The sequence below is a fragment of the Chromobacterium sp. IIBBL 290-4 genome, assembly GCF_024207115.1.
Lineage (GTDB): Bacteria > Pseudomonadota > Gammaproteobacteria > Burkholderiales > Chromobacteriaceae > Chromobacterium.
This window is the reverse complement of record NZ_CP100128.1, coordinates 4738545-4753667: the sequence shown is the minus strand read 5'-3', so window position 1 is coordinate 4753667 and position 15123 is coordinate 4738545. Positions and strand designations below refer to the sequence as shown.

At 58.1% G+C, this 15123-nt stretch carries 14 protein-coding genes; all 14 read left to right on the top strand.

What is annotated here, in order from left to right; genetic code table 11:
• The first annotated feature begins 358 nt into the window (after window positions 1-358).
• The 14 genes from NKT35_RS22375 to traA all read left to right on the top strand — a co-directional run bounded on the left by NKT35_RS22375 (window position 359) and on the right by traA (window position 15122).
• Window positions 359-5497 (top strand): Ig-like domain-containing protein, encoded by a 5139-nt coding sequence (locus tag NKT35_RS22375; protein WP_254297456.1) that lies wholly within the window; start codon window positions 359-361, stop codon window positions 5495-5497.
• 117 nt (window positions 5498-5614) lie between these two features.
• Window positions 5615-5830, top strand: coding sequence for a hypothetical protein (locus tag NKT35_RS22370; RefSeq protein WP_254297454.1), 216 nt, complete (start codon window positions 5615-5617; stop codon window positions 5828-5830).
• Window positions 5830-6552 (top strand): thioredoxin fold domain-containing protein, encoded by a 723-nt coding sequence (locus tag NKT35_RS22365; protein WP_505190935.1) that lies wholly within the window; start codon window positions 5830-5832, stop codon window positions 6550-6552. The genes NKT35_RS22370 and NKT35_RS22365 overlap by 1 nt, the downstream gene beginning before the upstream one ends.
• A gap of 4 nt (window positions 6553-6556) precedes the next feature.
• A complete protein-coding gene (locus NKT35_RS22360; RefSeq protein WP_254297449.1) occupies window positions 6557-7072 on the top strand; it encodes a lytic transglycosylase domain-containing protein in 516 nt (171 codons plus the stop codon).
• A 4-nt stretch (window positions 7073-7076) separates the two neighbouring features.
• A complete protein-coding gene (locus NKT35_RS22355; protein WP_254297447.1) occupies window positions 7077-8333 on the top strand; it encodes a GspE/PulE family protein in 1257 nt (418 codons plus the stop codon).
• Window positions 8323-8955 (top strand): thioredoxin domain-containing protein, encoded by a 633-nt coding sequence (locus NKT35_RS22350; protein WP_254297445.1) that lies wholly within the window; start codon window positions 8323-8325, stop codon window positions 8953-8955. The genes NKT35_RS22355 and NKT35_RS22350 overlap by 11 nt, the downstream gene beginning before the upstream one ends.
• Before the next feature lie 6 nt (window positions 8956-8961).
• Entirely contained in the window at window positions 8962-9825 is an 864-nt protein-coding gene (locus NKT35_RS22345) for a thioredoxin domain-containing protein (protein WP_254297442.1), read from the top strand.
• Window positions 9826-10054: 229 nt separating this feature from the next.
• Window positions 10055-10789, top strand: coding sequence for an OmpA family protein (locus tag NKT35_RS22340; RefSeq protein WP_254297440.1), 735 nt, complete (start codon window positions 10055-10057; stop codon window positions 10787-10789).
• Entirely contained in the window at window positions 10790-11068 is a 279-nt protein-coding gene (gene traL, locus NKT35_RS22335) for a type IV conjugative transfer system protein TraL (protein WP_254297438.1), read from the top strand.
• Window positions 11065-11784, top strand: coding sequence for a TraE/TraK family type IV conjugative transfer system protein (locus NKT35_RS22330; protein ID WP_254297436.1), 720 nt, complete (start codon window positions 11065-11067; stop codon window positions 11782-11784). Before traL ends, NKT35_RS22330 begins: the two co-directional genes overlap by 4 nt.
• A 3-nt stretch (window positions 11785-11787) precedes the next feature.
• A complete protein-coding gene (locus NKT35_RS22325) occupies window positions 11788-12729 on the top strand; it encodes a TraK domain-containing protein (RefSeq protein WP_254297434.1) in 942 nt (313 codons plus the stop codon).
• Window positions 12726-14219 carry a TraB/VirB10 family protein gene (locus NKT35_RS22320; RefSeq protein WP_254297432.1) on the top strand — a complete coding sequence of 498 codons (1494 nt, stop codon included), beginning with the start codon at window positions 12726-12728 and terminating at the stop codon, window positions 14217-14219. Before NKT35_RS22325 ends, NKT35_RS22320 begins: the two co-directional genes overlap by 4 nt.
• Before the next feature lie 7 nt (window positions 14220-14226).
• A complete protein-coding gene (locus tag NKT35_RS22315) occupies window positions 14227-14682 on the top strand; it encodes a TraV family lipoprotein (protein WP_254297430.1) in 456 nt (151 codons plus the stop codon).
• A 53-nt stretch (window positions 14683-14735) separates the two neighbouring features.
• Window positions 14736-15122 (top strand): TraA family conjugative transfer protein, encoded by a 387-nt coding sequence (traA, locus tag NKT35_RS22310; RefSeq protein WP_254297428.1) that lies wholly within the window; start codon window positions 14736-14738, stop codon window positions 15120-15122.
• Window position 15123: the final 1 nt, after the last annotated feature.

Sequence of the window (15123 nt, the reverse complement as noted above, 5' to 3'; positions counted from 1 at the left end):
CTATCTGTATCCGAGACTTCCATTTCTATTTTTGTCGGGCCCTGCTCATTGGCGCGCTGTCTGGTCCAGTCGCGGCGCATGCGCCGCGTCGGGCCCCGTGTGCTCGACATCCTATCTTCCTGACATCGTCTGAAGCTTTCGTTCTTGGCGCGTAGCCAGTAATTTTGGCGGCTTCTTGGCGTATCTCCCCCCCGTTCAGTCTGTTGTTGCCAGTCTGGCAACGATCGCTTGCGCGCATGATTTTATAAATGTGTGCAAATGTTGCACTTTTCTAATTTTATCTTGAATTTATCCGTCGCCTGATGTCATAGTTTTGGCATTTATTTCTATTCCAGGCGCGTGCGGCCGGGGGATTGCGATGTTTAAGACAATTCACTTGAAGATGGTTTTCTTGTTGCTATTTTCCATGCTGTGGCTGCCGGGCTTCGCGTGGGCGGCCATGCAGATGTATGTCTACGACGGCAAAAATGCTCCTGTCTTGCCGGTGCAGTACATCAATGCCAAATCCGGGGTGGCGGTTTTGGTCGAAACGGGTCTTGAGAAGAAGGCTGTAGTCGACCTGGCTTTCAACGGCGCGGTGATCTCAAGCCAGAAGACAGATCTGGCAGCGCCTGGCAATGTGTTCAAGCTTGGGAATACCAACTATGTCGGTTTCGAACTGAAATTCGATCTGCAAGCCGAAGGGACGTATACCTTCAGCGCCAGGATTTTGGATAAGAACAATACTGTCATTTCCAGCGAGTCCAAGACAGTGGTGGTCGACCGAAAGCCGCCATCGATGAGTGAGTTCTTCCGCAAGGGGCCTTATCGCATCTATGGCTCGGGCGATACTTATTACCTGTCTGGGGTCGAGATAAGCGAGTATGGCGTCGATAATGTGACGGATGAAAACGGCATCGCCGACTTCTCTTTCTTCCTGGTGCAGCCAAATGGCAGTGAAACCAAGCTGGCGACAGGCGCGTGGGACGGCGACAAGCGGATTGCCAGCGTGAAATCCGGCGGCGCCTATTTGAACTTTCCGCTGCCTGTTGATGCCAAGCTCAGGCCGGTGATTTTCCGCGCCGTCGACAAGGCCGGCAATATTGCGGAAAAGCGCTACAACATGGCGCGGCATGATGGCGGCGCATTCAATGCCGAGGTGGTCGGCTTGTTCGACCCGGCTCGCTACGCGGCGGGGCAGCGCATGGCGGATGGCGAGGTGGCCAGCCGCTACCCGCAGTTTGTGCCTTATACGCCAGGCATGCCGATCTCGGGCGAGTCGCTGAAGTTATTGGCCAGAATGCCATTGAAGGAGCATGCCAGCGCAGATCTGATACTGGGTAGAAGTTTCGCCTTTCCTGGCTGGGCGGGGCCGGAGGCGGCAATCAATGGTTATGTCTACCAGGTCTGCGAGCCTAACATCTCGGAGCAAGGCAATCAGACTGCGACTTGCGCAGTGGTGGATGGTTATACCTGGTCTCTTGGCTGGCTGAATTGGTCGGTCAAAATCACCACGACTCAACCGCCGGTCATCAAGAGCGCGAAGTACGTCGCCAACGACGGGCAGCAATATACCAGCGGCCGTTTCAACAGAAATACCGTGCCCAAAGGCATGGGGCGTTTCATCGTAGAAGTCGAGCCGCGTGCTTATACGCAAGCGGTGACGGTGGCCAAAGGCGGCAATGCGTTGTGCACGCTGTCGCCAGGACAAACTGTCTGCACTTATCCCTTCGCTTTCCCTGAGTCTGGAACGTCGATTACGCGTGGTTGGGAATTAGGCGGCAGCGTCTACGATGTCGCCAATCCCAAAAGGGCGATCACGGATAACGACATCTTCAATTTCATGTATGACCTGGATGATCCGCTCATCGAGCAGCCGCAACTGGACGAGTCAGCCAAAACGGTGACGGTCACCGCCCGCGATGTTGCTGAAGGGATTCTTTGGGGGACGGTGAACGTAAGCAAGGTTCAATTGCGGGCAAGCAATGAAAATAGCGGAGAGGTGAGAACGCTGGAGCCTGTGAAGGTGAACCAACCGGTCACCGGGGGACGGGAGGCCATCTTCTCATTTAGTTCGCTGCAGGATGCGACTTATCTGCTGGAGGTGGTCGCAACTGATAATTACGGCAACGTGGCAGTGCGCAGCGCAGGCAAAAGCACGATGGACAATACGCCGCCGGTCATTACGGTTGCCGTGAAAGGCGCGGCGGTAGGCGATGCGTTCTCGGCGGGCTCGATCGACGATCTGACCCTGACGGCCAACGAGCCGATCAACGCCCTGGCCGTGACATTGACCTCCCCCGAAGGCTTGGTGTACTCGATGCCGGCTGTCAAATCGGGCGACAACCAATTCCGGATCGGTTATGTGCCGCTGTTGCCGACAGAGGAGGGAGATAAGCCCTACCAGTTCCGAGTCGTGTCGAGCGATTTGAAAGGCAATGAGGCGGCCAAAGAGTGGGCATTCTCCTATAAGCCGCCGCGCGTCGGACTGCTTGGCGGGCTGGAGTCCAATTCCATTGTGATGCTGCCGGTTTCCTCCATCCCTTATCGCGACCGGAAAACCGGAACCAGTCCGTTGACAACTGAGCCGGTCACCATTTTAGGAACCCCGATTCAGGGCAAATACGATATCCGGTTGAGATTCTTTCCCGATACGCCCGCCGACAAGCTGAAGATAGCTGGAACCGTGCTGGGGAAAGAGAATCCAGAGCTTATGTTGAATGGCTATGATTTCTCATTGACCAATGGCTCGGTCTCGCTGCCGGTGATGTCCGCCGAAGCCAAGCCCGCCAGCGGACGATTGTTGATCACCTCCTATGCGCCTAATTTTCCCGTCTATGCCGGGGCGGTAAAGGTCATCGATGCGACTGCGGGCGTGGAAATGGCCCCGCAGAATGCGACGGCTGTACGCAGCATTGAATCTATTTCCTTCTTGACCAAAACCAGTTCGCCTTATTGTGCTTTGCAAGGCATTCGGGTCAGGCGGGCCTCTGGCGACGAGGGAAGGGCGGACTGCCTGATCACCTTGCCGGACGCCAAGGAGCTGGACATCAAGAAGGTTCAGGACGATATGGTGGTGGCCCGTCTTTTGAAGGAAGGCAGTCAGGGGGTGGCTTACCAGGTTTCGTTCTTTATCGATGGCAAACTGGCTCATGGCCCAGTGAATAAGATCATGCCCTTGACGGTGATCGCGCCCAACCCGTTGCAACTTGCATTGCAGGGCTCGCGTTCGCCAGAAACGCCCAAGACGGTAAAGCGCGGGCCGGCGAGCGGAGTGGGTTTCGCAGTCGCAAAATCGCCGCATAGCGTGCCTTTTGTGGTCGAACTGAGCGGCGATGTGTTGAAAAAGGTGGAATTCGGCGGCAATCGTTCCGAGCGTCCCGCCACTTATCCAATCCTGCTGAAGGCGCCTGAGTTATGGCAGAAGCTCAAGGTGAGTTTGAAGGGGTGGTATGTCGATGCGCCAGACTTGCCGTATCAGGCTTCTTACGAGCTCTTGGTGGTTCCATCCGATCCCGTGTTGCTGTTGGAGCGCAAGACTTACAACTCGGTGAGCGATGCCTTGGTCAGCGGCGCCATTGGAAAGTCTACCGGGGGCTCGCGGGATGGTTTGAGCTACGATCCGGCCGAGTTTGGCCAGCGGGATGTTTGGGTTCAGGTTGTTGATTTGAAGGGCAAGGAAGTCAAGCGCTCGGAACCGGTAAAAGTGACGGGCAGCGCGTTCGTCGTGAACTTGGGCAAATTGCCCGCGGATACCTACTATCTGACGGCGTACTCTCGAGTGCGTCAGCCGGATGGGCAGGAAGTGGGTGAGCCTGTGTCGAGCTCGCGGGTTGTCGCGGTAGTGAACAATGGCTCAACGCTGGCATCCCGAGTGACAGGCCGGCGATTGTCGGGAGCGGTCCCGTTTCTGGCGCAGTTGTCTTTGATTCTGGAGGACCCCAAGCGGTTCAGGGATGTGGGGGCGATCCAGTGGCTGGTCTCTGCGGATGGCGGCGCGGCCTGGGCGGACGCGCAGGATATGCGGGGCAAGCCGCCGCAAGGAACGGACTGGATGTTGAGCCTGCCCAAGGCGGGCAAGACCTTGGTCAAGGCTAAGGTGTTGAATCGCTACTCCGGGGAGCAGTATGAAACGGCTCCGGTCGAGGTGGTGGCCTATCATTCGATGAAATTGCATATCGCAGGGCCTAATGCCACGGTGCAGGGGTATCCGGTGAGCTTGACCGCGTCGAATGAGCAAGGCGTGGATGCCGATTATCGCTGGGAGGTTTCCAGGCCGGGCGGCAAAGTGCTGCAAACCGCTAGCGGTCCCAGCCTGACGATAGATCCGAAGACGACTGAGAGCCTGACCATCAAGTTGATAGGCGTGGACCGGATCGCGCCGCCCAGCGATGCGGCGGCGCCTGCCAGCGCTTATCAGATGTTGCGAGTGCAAACCGCGAAATTGTATCCCGCCTCAATCAGCGGCCCCCGGCTGGTAGAGGTCGGCAAACGTTATGTGTTCAAGGCGGTGCTGTCCTCGCCATTCGGCAGGGACGCCAAGTCGGAGCTGACGCAGCGCGGGGAGTGGGTATTGCCGGATGGTCGCCGGATTGAGGGAGAAGAGGTCGAATATACGCCTAAAGAAGGGGACAAAGGCATTGGCTTCGAGAGCTGGTTCAAAGAAATGCCGAATGTCAAAGCGACGGCGGTTTACAGCCTGCAGACATGGACTTACAAGTTTCCGGAATTCAAGCTGACCGCTCGGGCAATGACGAATCAGACGCCATTGACGGTGAATTTGTCGGTGTCCCCGAAGACGCCTTTTGTCACCTTGGGCGGGGACAAGCTCAGTTATGAATGGGCGGTGCCGGAGGGCGTGACGCAGTTGTCGGTCAAAGATGGCATGGCATTGTTGTCTTTTCCCAAGGCTGGCGTGTTCCAGCCATCGGTGACGGTGAAAGACTCTCGCGGGAATCAGCAGATATTGATGACCGAAGCGGTAAGGGTTGACGTGGGACAGCCGATCGGCCTGGATTTCCGGGTTGCGGTGGAGGACAAGTGGCAAAGGGCGCCGACTACGGCCATGGTCCAGATCATGGAGTTGAAAGTGCCGCAAGGCGATCGTTACGCAAAATCGACGATCTATGTCAATGGCTACAAGCAAGCGGAAACACAGGGCACGTCGGCCATGATCAAATTGGATCGGCCTGGGGAAACACGTCTTTCCGTCGTGAGCGAAGGCGTGCTGGGTTCGACCGGGCGGCTGGATAAGACGCTTACTTTGAAAGAGCCGGCGGTGCCGGATTGCCAGTTGAAGTCGTCTGGGAATAGCTCTGGATTGAGCGTAGCCGCTAAGTGCGAAGTGTCTGAAGGATATGTGGTGGGCTACAAATGGCGAGTCAATGGGATTGAGACGGGGGTGAAGAATGCGACGATTTGGTTGTCGGCGCAACAGGTGAAAGATGGCATCCGGCTGGTGGAGCTGGAGGCGGCAACGGATAAGGGGAAGTCGGCGACATTCAGCCTGACGCCATGAAGAGTTGATGTGGAATGACAATTTTTTAGCCCGCCAGTATGTAAGGCGGGCTTTTTTATTGACTTGGCATGTTGTTGCGTGGAAAATATAAATACGTGCAAATGTAGTCAAATATATATGAAAATATTTTCAAACTTAGCCGCCTTGCTGCTGATGCTAGGAATTTTTCTGCTGGCAGTGGTTTGTTTTTCTGGATGGCAGCGGTATCTGGAGCGTGACAGATCCGCGCTGCCTCTTGATGTGAAGGCTTTGGCTAAAGCAGAGACACGGATTGCATCAAGCGGACGAACGAGAGTGATGGCGCCGGGGATGCTTTTGCGCGAGGAGGAATGATGAAACGGTGGATATGGATGCTTGGAGTGGTTGCGTTCAGCGCTCAGGCGAGTGGGGCGCGAGATGCGGTGGTCAGGTTTCTGGGCTCTTCCGAGCGTATCGTCAAGGAATACCCCTCCGCGCCTGGTTTGGCTGGTTTTGTCGTCAACCCGCCTGGGGGAGGGGATCCCATCGTTTTGTATGCCGATATAGACGGAAAATTTGTGCTGGCGGGGGCAGTCTTCAGCCCTGATGGCAAGAACTTGACCGCGAGCGAACTGGATGTCCAGCTGCCAAAACCGGACTTGAGCGCAATGTTGGGCGAGGCGCAAAGCACGCGATATGTTGAAACCGGCGATCCGCGCGCCGCGAAGACGCTCTACATCGTTGCTGAACCCAACTGCGGTTATTGCCGCAAAGCCTATGAGGCGCTGAAGGATTACCAGCAGGTCGTCAAGGTCCGCTGGATTTTCATTGGCTTCAACGAGGAGGGGGAGGGAAAGGCGCGCGCGGCCATCGCGGCAGGAAACGGCAATGCGGCGTTGGCTTCAATTTACGGCGACGGAGGCATTCTGGCTCCGAATGCGAGTGTTCGACTGGATGAGAACGAGGCATTTGCCGGCAAGTGGGGCATTCGAGGCACGCCCTACCTGATTTATCAGTCCGCCTCCGGCCAAGTGAAAGCCAGGCCAGGCCTGCTTTCAGGGGCGGCGTTGGCCAGCCTGATCGCCGATGCGGGCTGAGCGCATGACTGTTTCTATCAGGCTGTGTCGCGTGGCGTTTGCCATGATTTGCGCGGCGCAGGCCGAGGCCAGTTGCTTCAATTTGTCTGGCGGGAAATATGGAGTCGATCCCCTGCTGTTGAAAGCCATCGCTTGGCAGGAGTCCGATTTTCGTTCCATCACGCATCCGGCCAATCGAAACGGTTCTGTCGATATTGGCTGGATGGGGATCAATACCGGCTGGCTGCCGACATTATCGCGTTGGGGCATCACCCGGGAGAGATTGCTGAGCGATGCCTGCCTCAATGTCCAAACCGGCGCGTGGGTTTTGCAGCAGTGCATGAAGGCGCATGGAGCCACATGGAAGGCGGTCGGTTGCTACAACGCGCGCAGCGCCGTGAAGCAGCAGCGCTATGTCGGTTTGATCTGGCAGAAATGGCAGCGATTGCAAAGAGGAGAGCGAGGCGATATCGCCGATACCTCTCCGGAAGTGCGGGCAAATTCTGTTGATACGGCCTGGCGAGCCGGTACGGGAGGGTGAGGGCATGGAGCTCGCGCTGAATGGGAAGAGTGTCGAATCGCAAGGCGGGGCGACACGGATTCCAGCTGGCCTCACACGTTTCATCTCCACCGGGAGGCCAGACGCTGAGGCCGTCGCCATCCTGAATCATCTATTGGATGAGGCCGCTGACTTGCCGGCATCCGATATTCATCTTGAGTCCGAAGAGAATGGCGTGCGCGTGCGTTTGAGGCAGTTCGGCAAGCTGCGCACTGTGATGACCGTCAATGAGCATGTCGGCGAAAACATGCTGATGAAAGTGCGTGCCACCTCCAGGGTTTCCATTACCGACCGTGAGACGCCGCAGGACGGGCGGATCGCCTTTTTCGCGGCAGGGCGTCGCGTGGATGTGAGAGTGAGCGTGGTGCCCACGATACTGGGCGACTCCATCGTGATGCGTTTGCTGGACTCCCGCAACAGCCATTTCAGCTTGTCGCGTTTGCGAATGACCGAGACCTGCGAAAAGGCGCTGAAGGACATCATCAATAAACCTGAAGGTCTGTTTCTGATGGTAGGACCGACCGGTTCGGGCAAGTCCACCACATTGTATTCGATTGTGAATGAGCTGAACCGGGACGACACCAAGATCATTACTTTCGAAGATCCCGTCGAAAGCTTGCTGCCCGGCGTGCAGCAATTCGATGCCGGCGGAGGGAGGACTTCTTTCGCCAAGGGATTGCGCGCGGCATTGCGGCATGATCCCGATGTCATTTTGGTTGGCGAGATCCGCGATGCCGAAACGGCGGGCATTGCGATGCAGGCCGCCAATACCGGGCATCTGGTGCTGTCTACCTTGCACACCAACGGAGCGGTGCAAACCTTGACCCGGTTGTTGGATCTGGGCGTCGATGCCGCCACTTTGGGCGTGTCTTTTCTTGGCGTGATTGCCCAGCGGCTGGCTCCGCTGGCCTGTCCCCATTGCCTGGAGAGCGGCACGCCGACGGGAGAGATGCGCAGCTGGCTTAGGGAGGTGGGCGCTTCCTCAGAGGCGAATTATGCATTGGCCGCACCAGGGTGCGAGCGTTGCGATGGACGAGGATCGATCGGACGCGTGCCGGTGATGGAGATGATAGTGAACAGCAAGTCGGTGCGTCGGGCCTTGGAAAGAGGCGATAGGCAGGCGATTGAGGAGGCGGCCGGCTTGCAGCCGCAATTCGAGCAGTTGGTGGCGGCGGGTTTGCGGTTTGCCAGGGAAGGGCTGGTGACCTTGTCCGAGGTAAGGAGATTGACCAGTGACGATTGATGTTTCCCGCCGTCGCGCCATGGCGCTGGCGGCGCTGCCTTTGGCATCGGCTTTGGCATGGGGGCGGGAACAGCCGCCCATGCCGGGCATGGAATTGCCCAGGCCATTCATGGTGGACGGCAAAAAGGTATTGGAATTCTTTACTTTTACCTGCCCTTATTGTCGTGAGATGAGCGGGAATTTCGCTTATTGGGGCAAAAGCTTGCCTGGCGGTTTGTTGTTTGAGTCGGTTCCCGTTCTGACTGGGCGAGCGGATGTGACGCCCGCATTGTTCTTCTACGCGGTTCGAGAGGTCGCTCCCGAGAAGTTAGGGATCTTCTGCGGCCATGCGTTTTCCTTGGTGCAGGACGCCAATCGGCCCTCCAGCTTGCCGGCTACTTATTTAGAGGCGCTCGATCGGGCTGGCATCAATCGCGCGGCTGTCGACAAAGCTGTCCGAGGCGGCAAAGTGCAGGCGTTCGCGGACATGGCCTTGCAACGCACCCGGGCTTACAAGGTGGAGTACACCCCTTCGCTGGCCATCATGGGGCGTTATCTGATTCATGCAGGGCACAGCAATGGTGATTACAAGCTGTTGCTGCAATTGGCTAACGGTCTGATTTCGCAATATGTCGCAAGGTGAGCGTCGATGAAAAAAGCATGGCTTCTGGGCTTCTTGTCAGTCTGCCTGACTGCGCAGGCTGCAAAGGTGGATGTTTTCACGCCGGATGCGGCATGGATGCAGCGCGCGCAAATCTTGTTGCAGGGCATCAAGAATCCCAAGTTTTTCCGAGCTCCGGGCGGGCTGATAGGCATCGCGGGAGAAATGAAGGGGCAGCCTGGGCAACCCGCGGTGCTGTACACCGACAGCAATGCGCGAATGATCGTGTTCGGGCAGGTCATCGATCTGGAGTCAAGAAAGAATCTGACCGCTGACGCTTTGGCGATGTTCTCCCCGGGCAGCGATGTGGGCAAGCTGGCGGGGCGCTTAAGCAAAGAGATGGAGGCGCGTTCGCAAGCGACGGACAAGTTGATAGCCGATATGAAGCGCGAAAACGGCGATCTGGAGCGGAGAGTCGCCATCCAGGAGGTGCTGGCGTTGCCTAGCATCGATGTCGGAAGCGGCCGACGCACATTGAGCGTATTTGTCGAGCCTCAATGCGCGGCCTGCCAGACGGCGATACGCGAAATCAATGCCTGGGTGGGCTTGCCGCAAAACACCGGGCGGATGCGGGTGCGCTGGATCCCGTTTTCGTTCGGCGCGCCGGCATCCACGCAGAGCGCGGCGGCGATTTTCGGCGGCGGCATAGAGGCATTGAAACGCTTGGGGAACGGACAGCTGTCGACGGACAAGCAGTGGGCCGCAAAGGGCGCGTTCAAGTTGGAGCAGGTCTCTCGCTTCATCGAAAAATCCGCCGTCAAATCTTCGCCTTTGCTGGTTTTCCACGATGGCAAGGCGGTGCGGATTTTCAATGGCTACCCAGGCTTGAACGTGGTGGCGGGGTTGCAATGATGCGTCGTCTATGCGCGATGGCGGCATGCGCCATCCTGATGTGGTGCGCAGGCTGGCGTCAGTATGCGGCGCCGGCGGCAATGTGCGCGGCGCCGGGAGACGCTCGAGCGGGCGTATACGAGTCCTTGATGGCGGTGGCGCACCCCGCCTGGTCGGGCCTGGCTTCGGGGCTGACTCTGGGCGGGGCGAATGCCAGCCTGTGCGCGCGCAGGCCGGCTGGCTATCAGGGTTGGCCGCCCGCTTTTACGCCCATTTTGCTGAAGCATGTCGAGCAGGCGTTTTTCTCTGGCTATGTTTTTGGAATTTTCTTGTTGTGGGCCGGAATCTTGTGGATGGGGAGAAGATGGGTAAGACATCAACGCGCATGGCTGGCGCGATAGCCTTGCTGGCGCTGGGCGCGTGCGGCACGGCGACAGACCCCGGATGGAGAGGGGAAAACAGGCCGTCGGCGGTATTTCGGGAGCTGGCGCTAGAGCATCCCTCCGATGTGGCCATCATCCGCAGCGAATATCAAACCGTGCTGTGGCAAGGATCGCCCTACGCCGATCAAGAGGGCGAGTGGGAGTGGGAGGTGGCGTCGGATCCGGAAACTGTCGGGAGGGGGGCTGCGCCGCTCAAGGTCCGCACGGTTCAAAAAGTGCTGACGTTCGCTTTTGCCTCTGCGCGCCTGTCTCCGGAAGCGCAAGGCAAATTGCGGCAATGGAGGGCCATGGCGCAAGAGGCGGATAGCGTGGAGATCGTCGCGCATACCGACTCTATTGGCGGTCGCCGAGCGAATCAGCGGCTGTCGCAGAAGCGAGCCCAGAGCGTCAGGCAATGGCTGGTGGACAAAGGGGTAGCCGCAGACATCATCCGCTGGCGGGGCGAGGGTGAGGCATGGCCGATCGCCAGCAATCGGAGCAAGCAGGGAAGAGCATTGAATCGGCGCGCGGAGCTGCGCATTGTCATGAAGGAGGAGGGATAAATGGAAGAAGTGGCGATTCCAAATTATGTGGACAGGCCGGTCCAATTTTTTTTCTGGGAAATTGACGAGGTCGCGCCGCTGTTTCTCTTGATGGGCGTGGGCATTCTGACGGACTCCATGACGTATCTGATGCCGCCGGCGCTGTTTTTCACCTGGCGTTTCAGTCGCTTCAAGCTGGCGCATTTGAATGGATTGCTGATGCATATGGCGTACTCGGCGGGCTTGCTGGATTTGAATAAACGATTCCCCTACGGGACGATCAAGGAATATCACGAATGAAGTGGTCAGACTTGCGATCCTCATGGGACCGCACGATCGCGTCTAATCGCTTGCTCGCCTGGTCGAACTTTTTGCTGGCGATTTGCCTGGCCGGTCTGGTGGTCAAGCTGATAGACAGCCGCGAGCGGCTGGTGCTGGTGCCCCCGCATATGGACAAACAATTGGAGCTGAGCTGGGATGAGGCGAATGCCGACTATTACAAGGGCTTCGGACTCTATGTGGCGACGCTGGTCGCCAATGTCACGCCCAAGACCGTGGAATTCGTCAAAGCCATGCTTGGCACGCTGATGAGCCGGGAAGTTTATGGACCGGTGCGCATCCAGCTGACAGCGATGGCCGATGATCCTATTTTCCAGCGCGGCACCAACATCACTTTTTTCACGCCATCGCAGGTGTCTTATGAAGTCGAGTCGCGAAAGGTGTTTGTTGTCGGTTCGCTGGTGACATCCGCCCAGTCCAATGTCGAGTTCGGCAAATCCGTGGCCTCCACCGACATGCAAAGCGTGGTGTATGAATTTCGGTTTGAAATGGCCAATGGCCGCCCGCTGATTACGGCATTCAACTCTTATAAAGGCACGACGCCGCGTACAGCCAAGTGGTATCGGCAGAATCAATTACGTCCAGGCGATCCGATTCCCGAGCATTTGTCCAATCCGAAACCCAGTGGAGAAGGCATGCCCAATGGGGTGGATCGTCCGATTATCAGCAAGGAGTGAGGTTTGAGATTTCGATTCGTGAAGATGGCCTGGCTCGTCCTGCTAAGCGGGGGCGCGTGGGGCGCGGTTCCGGATTTGCCGGTGGATGCCGAACCCAAAGTCGTGAAAATAGATGGCTTGCCGCCGCAGAATGCCAGCCCCGCTGCCGTTTCATCCCCGCCAGCCGGCGAAGGGGCTCTGCCGAGGTTTCCTGTGACGAACCTGGCGCCTGTGCCCGTGGCGAGCAAGAAGGCGGCCACAGCAAAAGGAAGGGGGGCATTGCCTGGCATGGCCGCGAGCGGCTCCCGGCCTGTGATTCTGCGTTCGCCTGATGGCGTGAATGAACTGGTCTCAATTTCCGCCACCCAGCCGTCCATGATCCGGACGCCGTTCGCCGATCCCGAAGTGGTGGACAACCAGGCTAATGCCGACATCACTGCGATTGGCAGCAATGTATATGTGGCGCCGAAGGGGGCGCAGCCATTCGGTATCTTCATTACGGATAAGCAGAATCCGCATTCGCCGGTGATCGCCTTGACCCTGGTGCCGCGGGATGTGCCGGGACAGATCATCATCGCGCAACCGGAGGGGGCCGGTCTTTCCGCTCCGGATGGCTCAAATCGTCCCAAACAGGATACTTATGTCGGGTCTCTGACTGAGATCGCGCGGCAAACTGTCCGTGACCGCATACCTGCAGGTTTTACCAAAGCCTCGATTCAGACGCCGCCTGCTCGGCTTGGCAGCCTGGTCGCCAGCGGGGTGGCGCGTTGGACAGGCGCCGAGTTCGATGTCTACCAATACCGGGTGGTCAACGGTGGCGAGCGGGAGGTGACATTGACCGAGCCTACGTTTTACGAGCGGGGCGTGAAGGCTGTCTATTTCTATCCGCAGCTCCGCCTTGAGCCTGGCCAAGCGACCAATTTGTTCTTGCTGCGAGGCAAGCCCGGCGAAGGAGGGATGGAGTGAAGGATGCCATTCGCAGTCGCTGGGAGCAGTTAAGCCCGCAGAGTCAGCGCGTTTTGATGGTGGTTTCGGTATTGGCGGCGCTGGGTCTGGTTTCGTATCTGGTGCTGCGGTTCGGCGAAATGCGCAAACCGCCGGTCGTCAAACCGACCACGATAGAAACGCATGTCATGACCGGCTCCCGGCGGGACATGAATCTGGAAAGCCTGGGCGGACAGTTGACCGCTCAGCAAGGGGAGATTGAAAGGATCAAACAGATCCTGACCAAGAATGATCGCCAGATGAGCGAGCTGGCTAGCGATGTCAGCGAGAAAGTCGCCGAACAGTTGAAGTCGGACTCCGGGGCGTCTTCCGGCGAGTTGGCTCAATTGCGGGACAGGGTCAAGATGTTGGAGGCTAAACCGGCGCCGTCCGATGCGCCGCGCAATGGCCCGCCATCCACGCTAGGCAATGGCCCGCCGGCCTTGAGCTCGCCGCTGACGCCTTCCGTGCCTTTGAGTGATGGACCGCCTCCCGCGACGGCCAAAAATGAGGGTCGGTCCGTCACGCAAGGCGGATTTCGAGTGATGTCCAACAGCGCGCGGCAGGCCTTGCAGCAACAGGCTCAAGCCAAGGGGGAGGCGGATAGGGCTGCGGCTAGCCAACCGGCTGCGTCGCATGAGCCAAATGGGCCGCTTGCCAAGGGAGCGGCTTCTGCGCAGACACCTGCGCGCAAGGATGGCGCCGAACCAGCTGGCAGCGGGCTGGGCGAAGCGATGAGTGCGGTGACGGGCGAGGGCGCTTCCGGAGGGGACTCGGTTTGGCTGCCCGCCGGCGCCATGATGACCGGCGTGCTGCTGAATGGCATGGATGCGCCGACAGCCGCGTATGCGCAGAAAAATCCCACGCCTGTTTTGATAAGGCTGAAGACGGTTTCCATTCTGCCAAACCGGGCGAGGTTGGATCTGCGGGAGTGCTTCGCCATGGCCTCGGGTTATGGCGTGATGTCGACGGAGAGGGCGCAACTGCGGACAGAGTTGCTGTCCTGCGTGCGCAAGGATGGCGGGGTGATAGAAACAGCGCTGAATGGTTATGTAGTCGGCGAGGATGGCAAGGTTGGCGTGAGGGGGCGGCTGGTGTCCAAGCAGGGCTCGCTGTTGGCCGCGTCGATGGCATCTGGTCTTTTTGGCGGTTTGGCGCAGGCGCTGAAGCCGCAACCCATCATAGGCTTGAATACCAGCGCCTTGAGCGGCTCCATCCAGACCCAGACTCCCAATGCCTCCGACATCTTATCGGCAGGGGCTTATCAAGGCGCTTCGTCTGCGCTGGACAATGTGTCCAAGTTCTATCTGGACATGGCCAAGGAAATGTTTCCTGTGATCGAGATAGACGCGGCCCGCAAGGTGGAAATCATTATCACCAAAGGCAGTTCCTTGAGGTTGCAGAGCGCCAAACCATCGGCGCGCACCCAGCTAGGCCGGTTCAGCGCGAGCGATCCGAACATCAGAAATTGAGGACGGCATGATGGACGCTAGATTTTTTTTCACCTTTTTGGTTTTGTTTGTTGTCTTAAGCGGTTGTTCGTCTATAGGCCTGGGAAGCGGCGACTTCTCCTGCCCCGGCATGCCCAGCGGCGTGGTGTGCAAGACGCCTTCCGCCGTGTACCAAATGACGGAAGGGAGTTTGGGCGAGGGCAAGGACGCCGCGCGGCTTGGCGGAGGCGTATTCCCGCGTTCCGCGCTGATTCCGGCCTTGGCGGGACCGGCGCCGGTGCTGGAGCCCGCCAGCGTGCTGCGGGTCTGGGTTGCGCCTTATGTCGATGAGGCCAGCCAATTGCATTGGCCAGGCTACGTGTTTACCGAAGTTACGCCTCGTCAATGGTCGTTTGGAGAGAGGTCTGTGGCGGAAATACCGCTTTTGACCCCTTTGCAGGTCGAACAAAAAGCCAATGACATACAAAATGGTGCAAAAGAATAATTAAGCTGGTATTTTTGTGTTTCCGTGATGATAAACCAAGGAAAGGGAGAAAAATGGCAGCAATGACCATGCAGGGCGTTTGCCAAGGCCAGGAGGCAAGGTCCAAGCAGAAGGTGCAGAAGTGGGTGCTGGCGATGTTGTTGGTTTCATTGGTCGCCCTATTGTGTCTAAGCGCCATGGCATATGCCGGCGCAGGGTCCGGGACTGAATTCGCTGCGATTCAGCAGACCTTGATGGGGTGGATGAAGGGCATCTTGGGCAAGGTGATCGCGCTGAGTTCTCTGGCCGTCGGTTTGGGATTGGCGGTCGTGAGGCAATCGGTTGTCAGCGTGATGGTGGGGATCGGCATCGCTTTGGCTGCGAACTATGGCCCTGATGTTCTGGATGCCATCGTCGGCGCGGCGATCCTGCCGGCTCAATTGGCCGGAACCTTGCTGTAAT

Coding starts and splice junctions, on each gene's coding strand:
- NKT35_RS22360 (WP_254297449.1), top strand. CDS start 6,557: ATGACTGTTTCTATCAGGCTGTGTCGCGTGGCGTTTGCCATGATTTGC.
- NKT35_RS22355 (WP_254297447.1), top strand. CDS start 7,077: ATGGAGCTCGCGCTGAATGGGAAGAGTGTCGAATCGCAAGGCGGGGCG.
- traA (WP_254297428.1), top strand. CDS start 14,736: ATGGCAGCAATGACCATGCAGGGCGTTTGCCAAGGCCAGGAGGCAAGG.
- NKT35_RS22330 (WP_254297436.1), top strand. CDS start 11,065: ATGAAGTGGTCAGACTTGCGATCCTCATGGGACCGCACGATCGCGTCT.
- NKT35_RS22315 (WP_254297430.1), top strand. CDS start 14,227: ATGATGGACGCTAGATTTTTTTTCACCTTTTTGGTTTTGTTTGTTGTC.
- NKT35_RS22365 (WP_505190935.1), top strand. CDS start 5,830: ATGAAACGGTGGATATGGATGCTTGGAGTGGTTGCGTTCAGCGCTCAG.
- traL (WP_254297438.1), top strand. CDS start 10,790: ATGGAAGAAGTGGCGATTCCAAATTATGTGGACAGGCCGGTCCAATTT.
- NKT35_RS22375 (WP_254297456.1), top strand. CDS start 359: ATGTTTAAGACAATTCACTTGAAGATGGTTTTCTTGTTGCTATTTTCC.
- NKT35_RS22345 (WP_254297442.1), top strand. CDS start 8,962: ATGAAAAAAGCATGGCTTCTGGGCTTCTTGTCAGTCTGCCTGACTGCG.
- NKT35_RS22370 (WP_254297454.1), top strand. CDS start 5,615: ATGAAAATATTTTCAAACTTAGCCGCCTTGCTGCTGATGCTAGGAATT.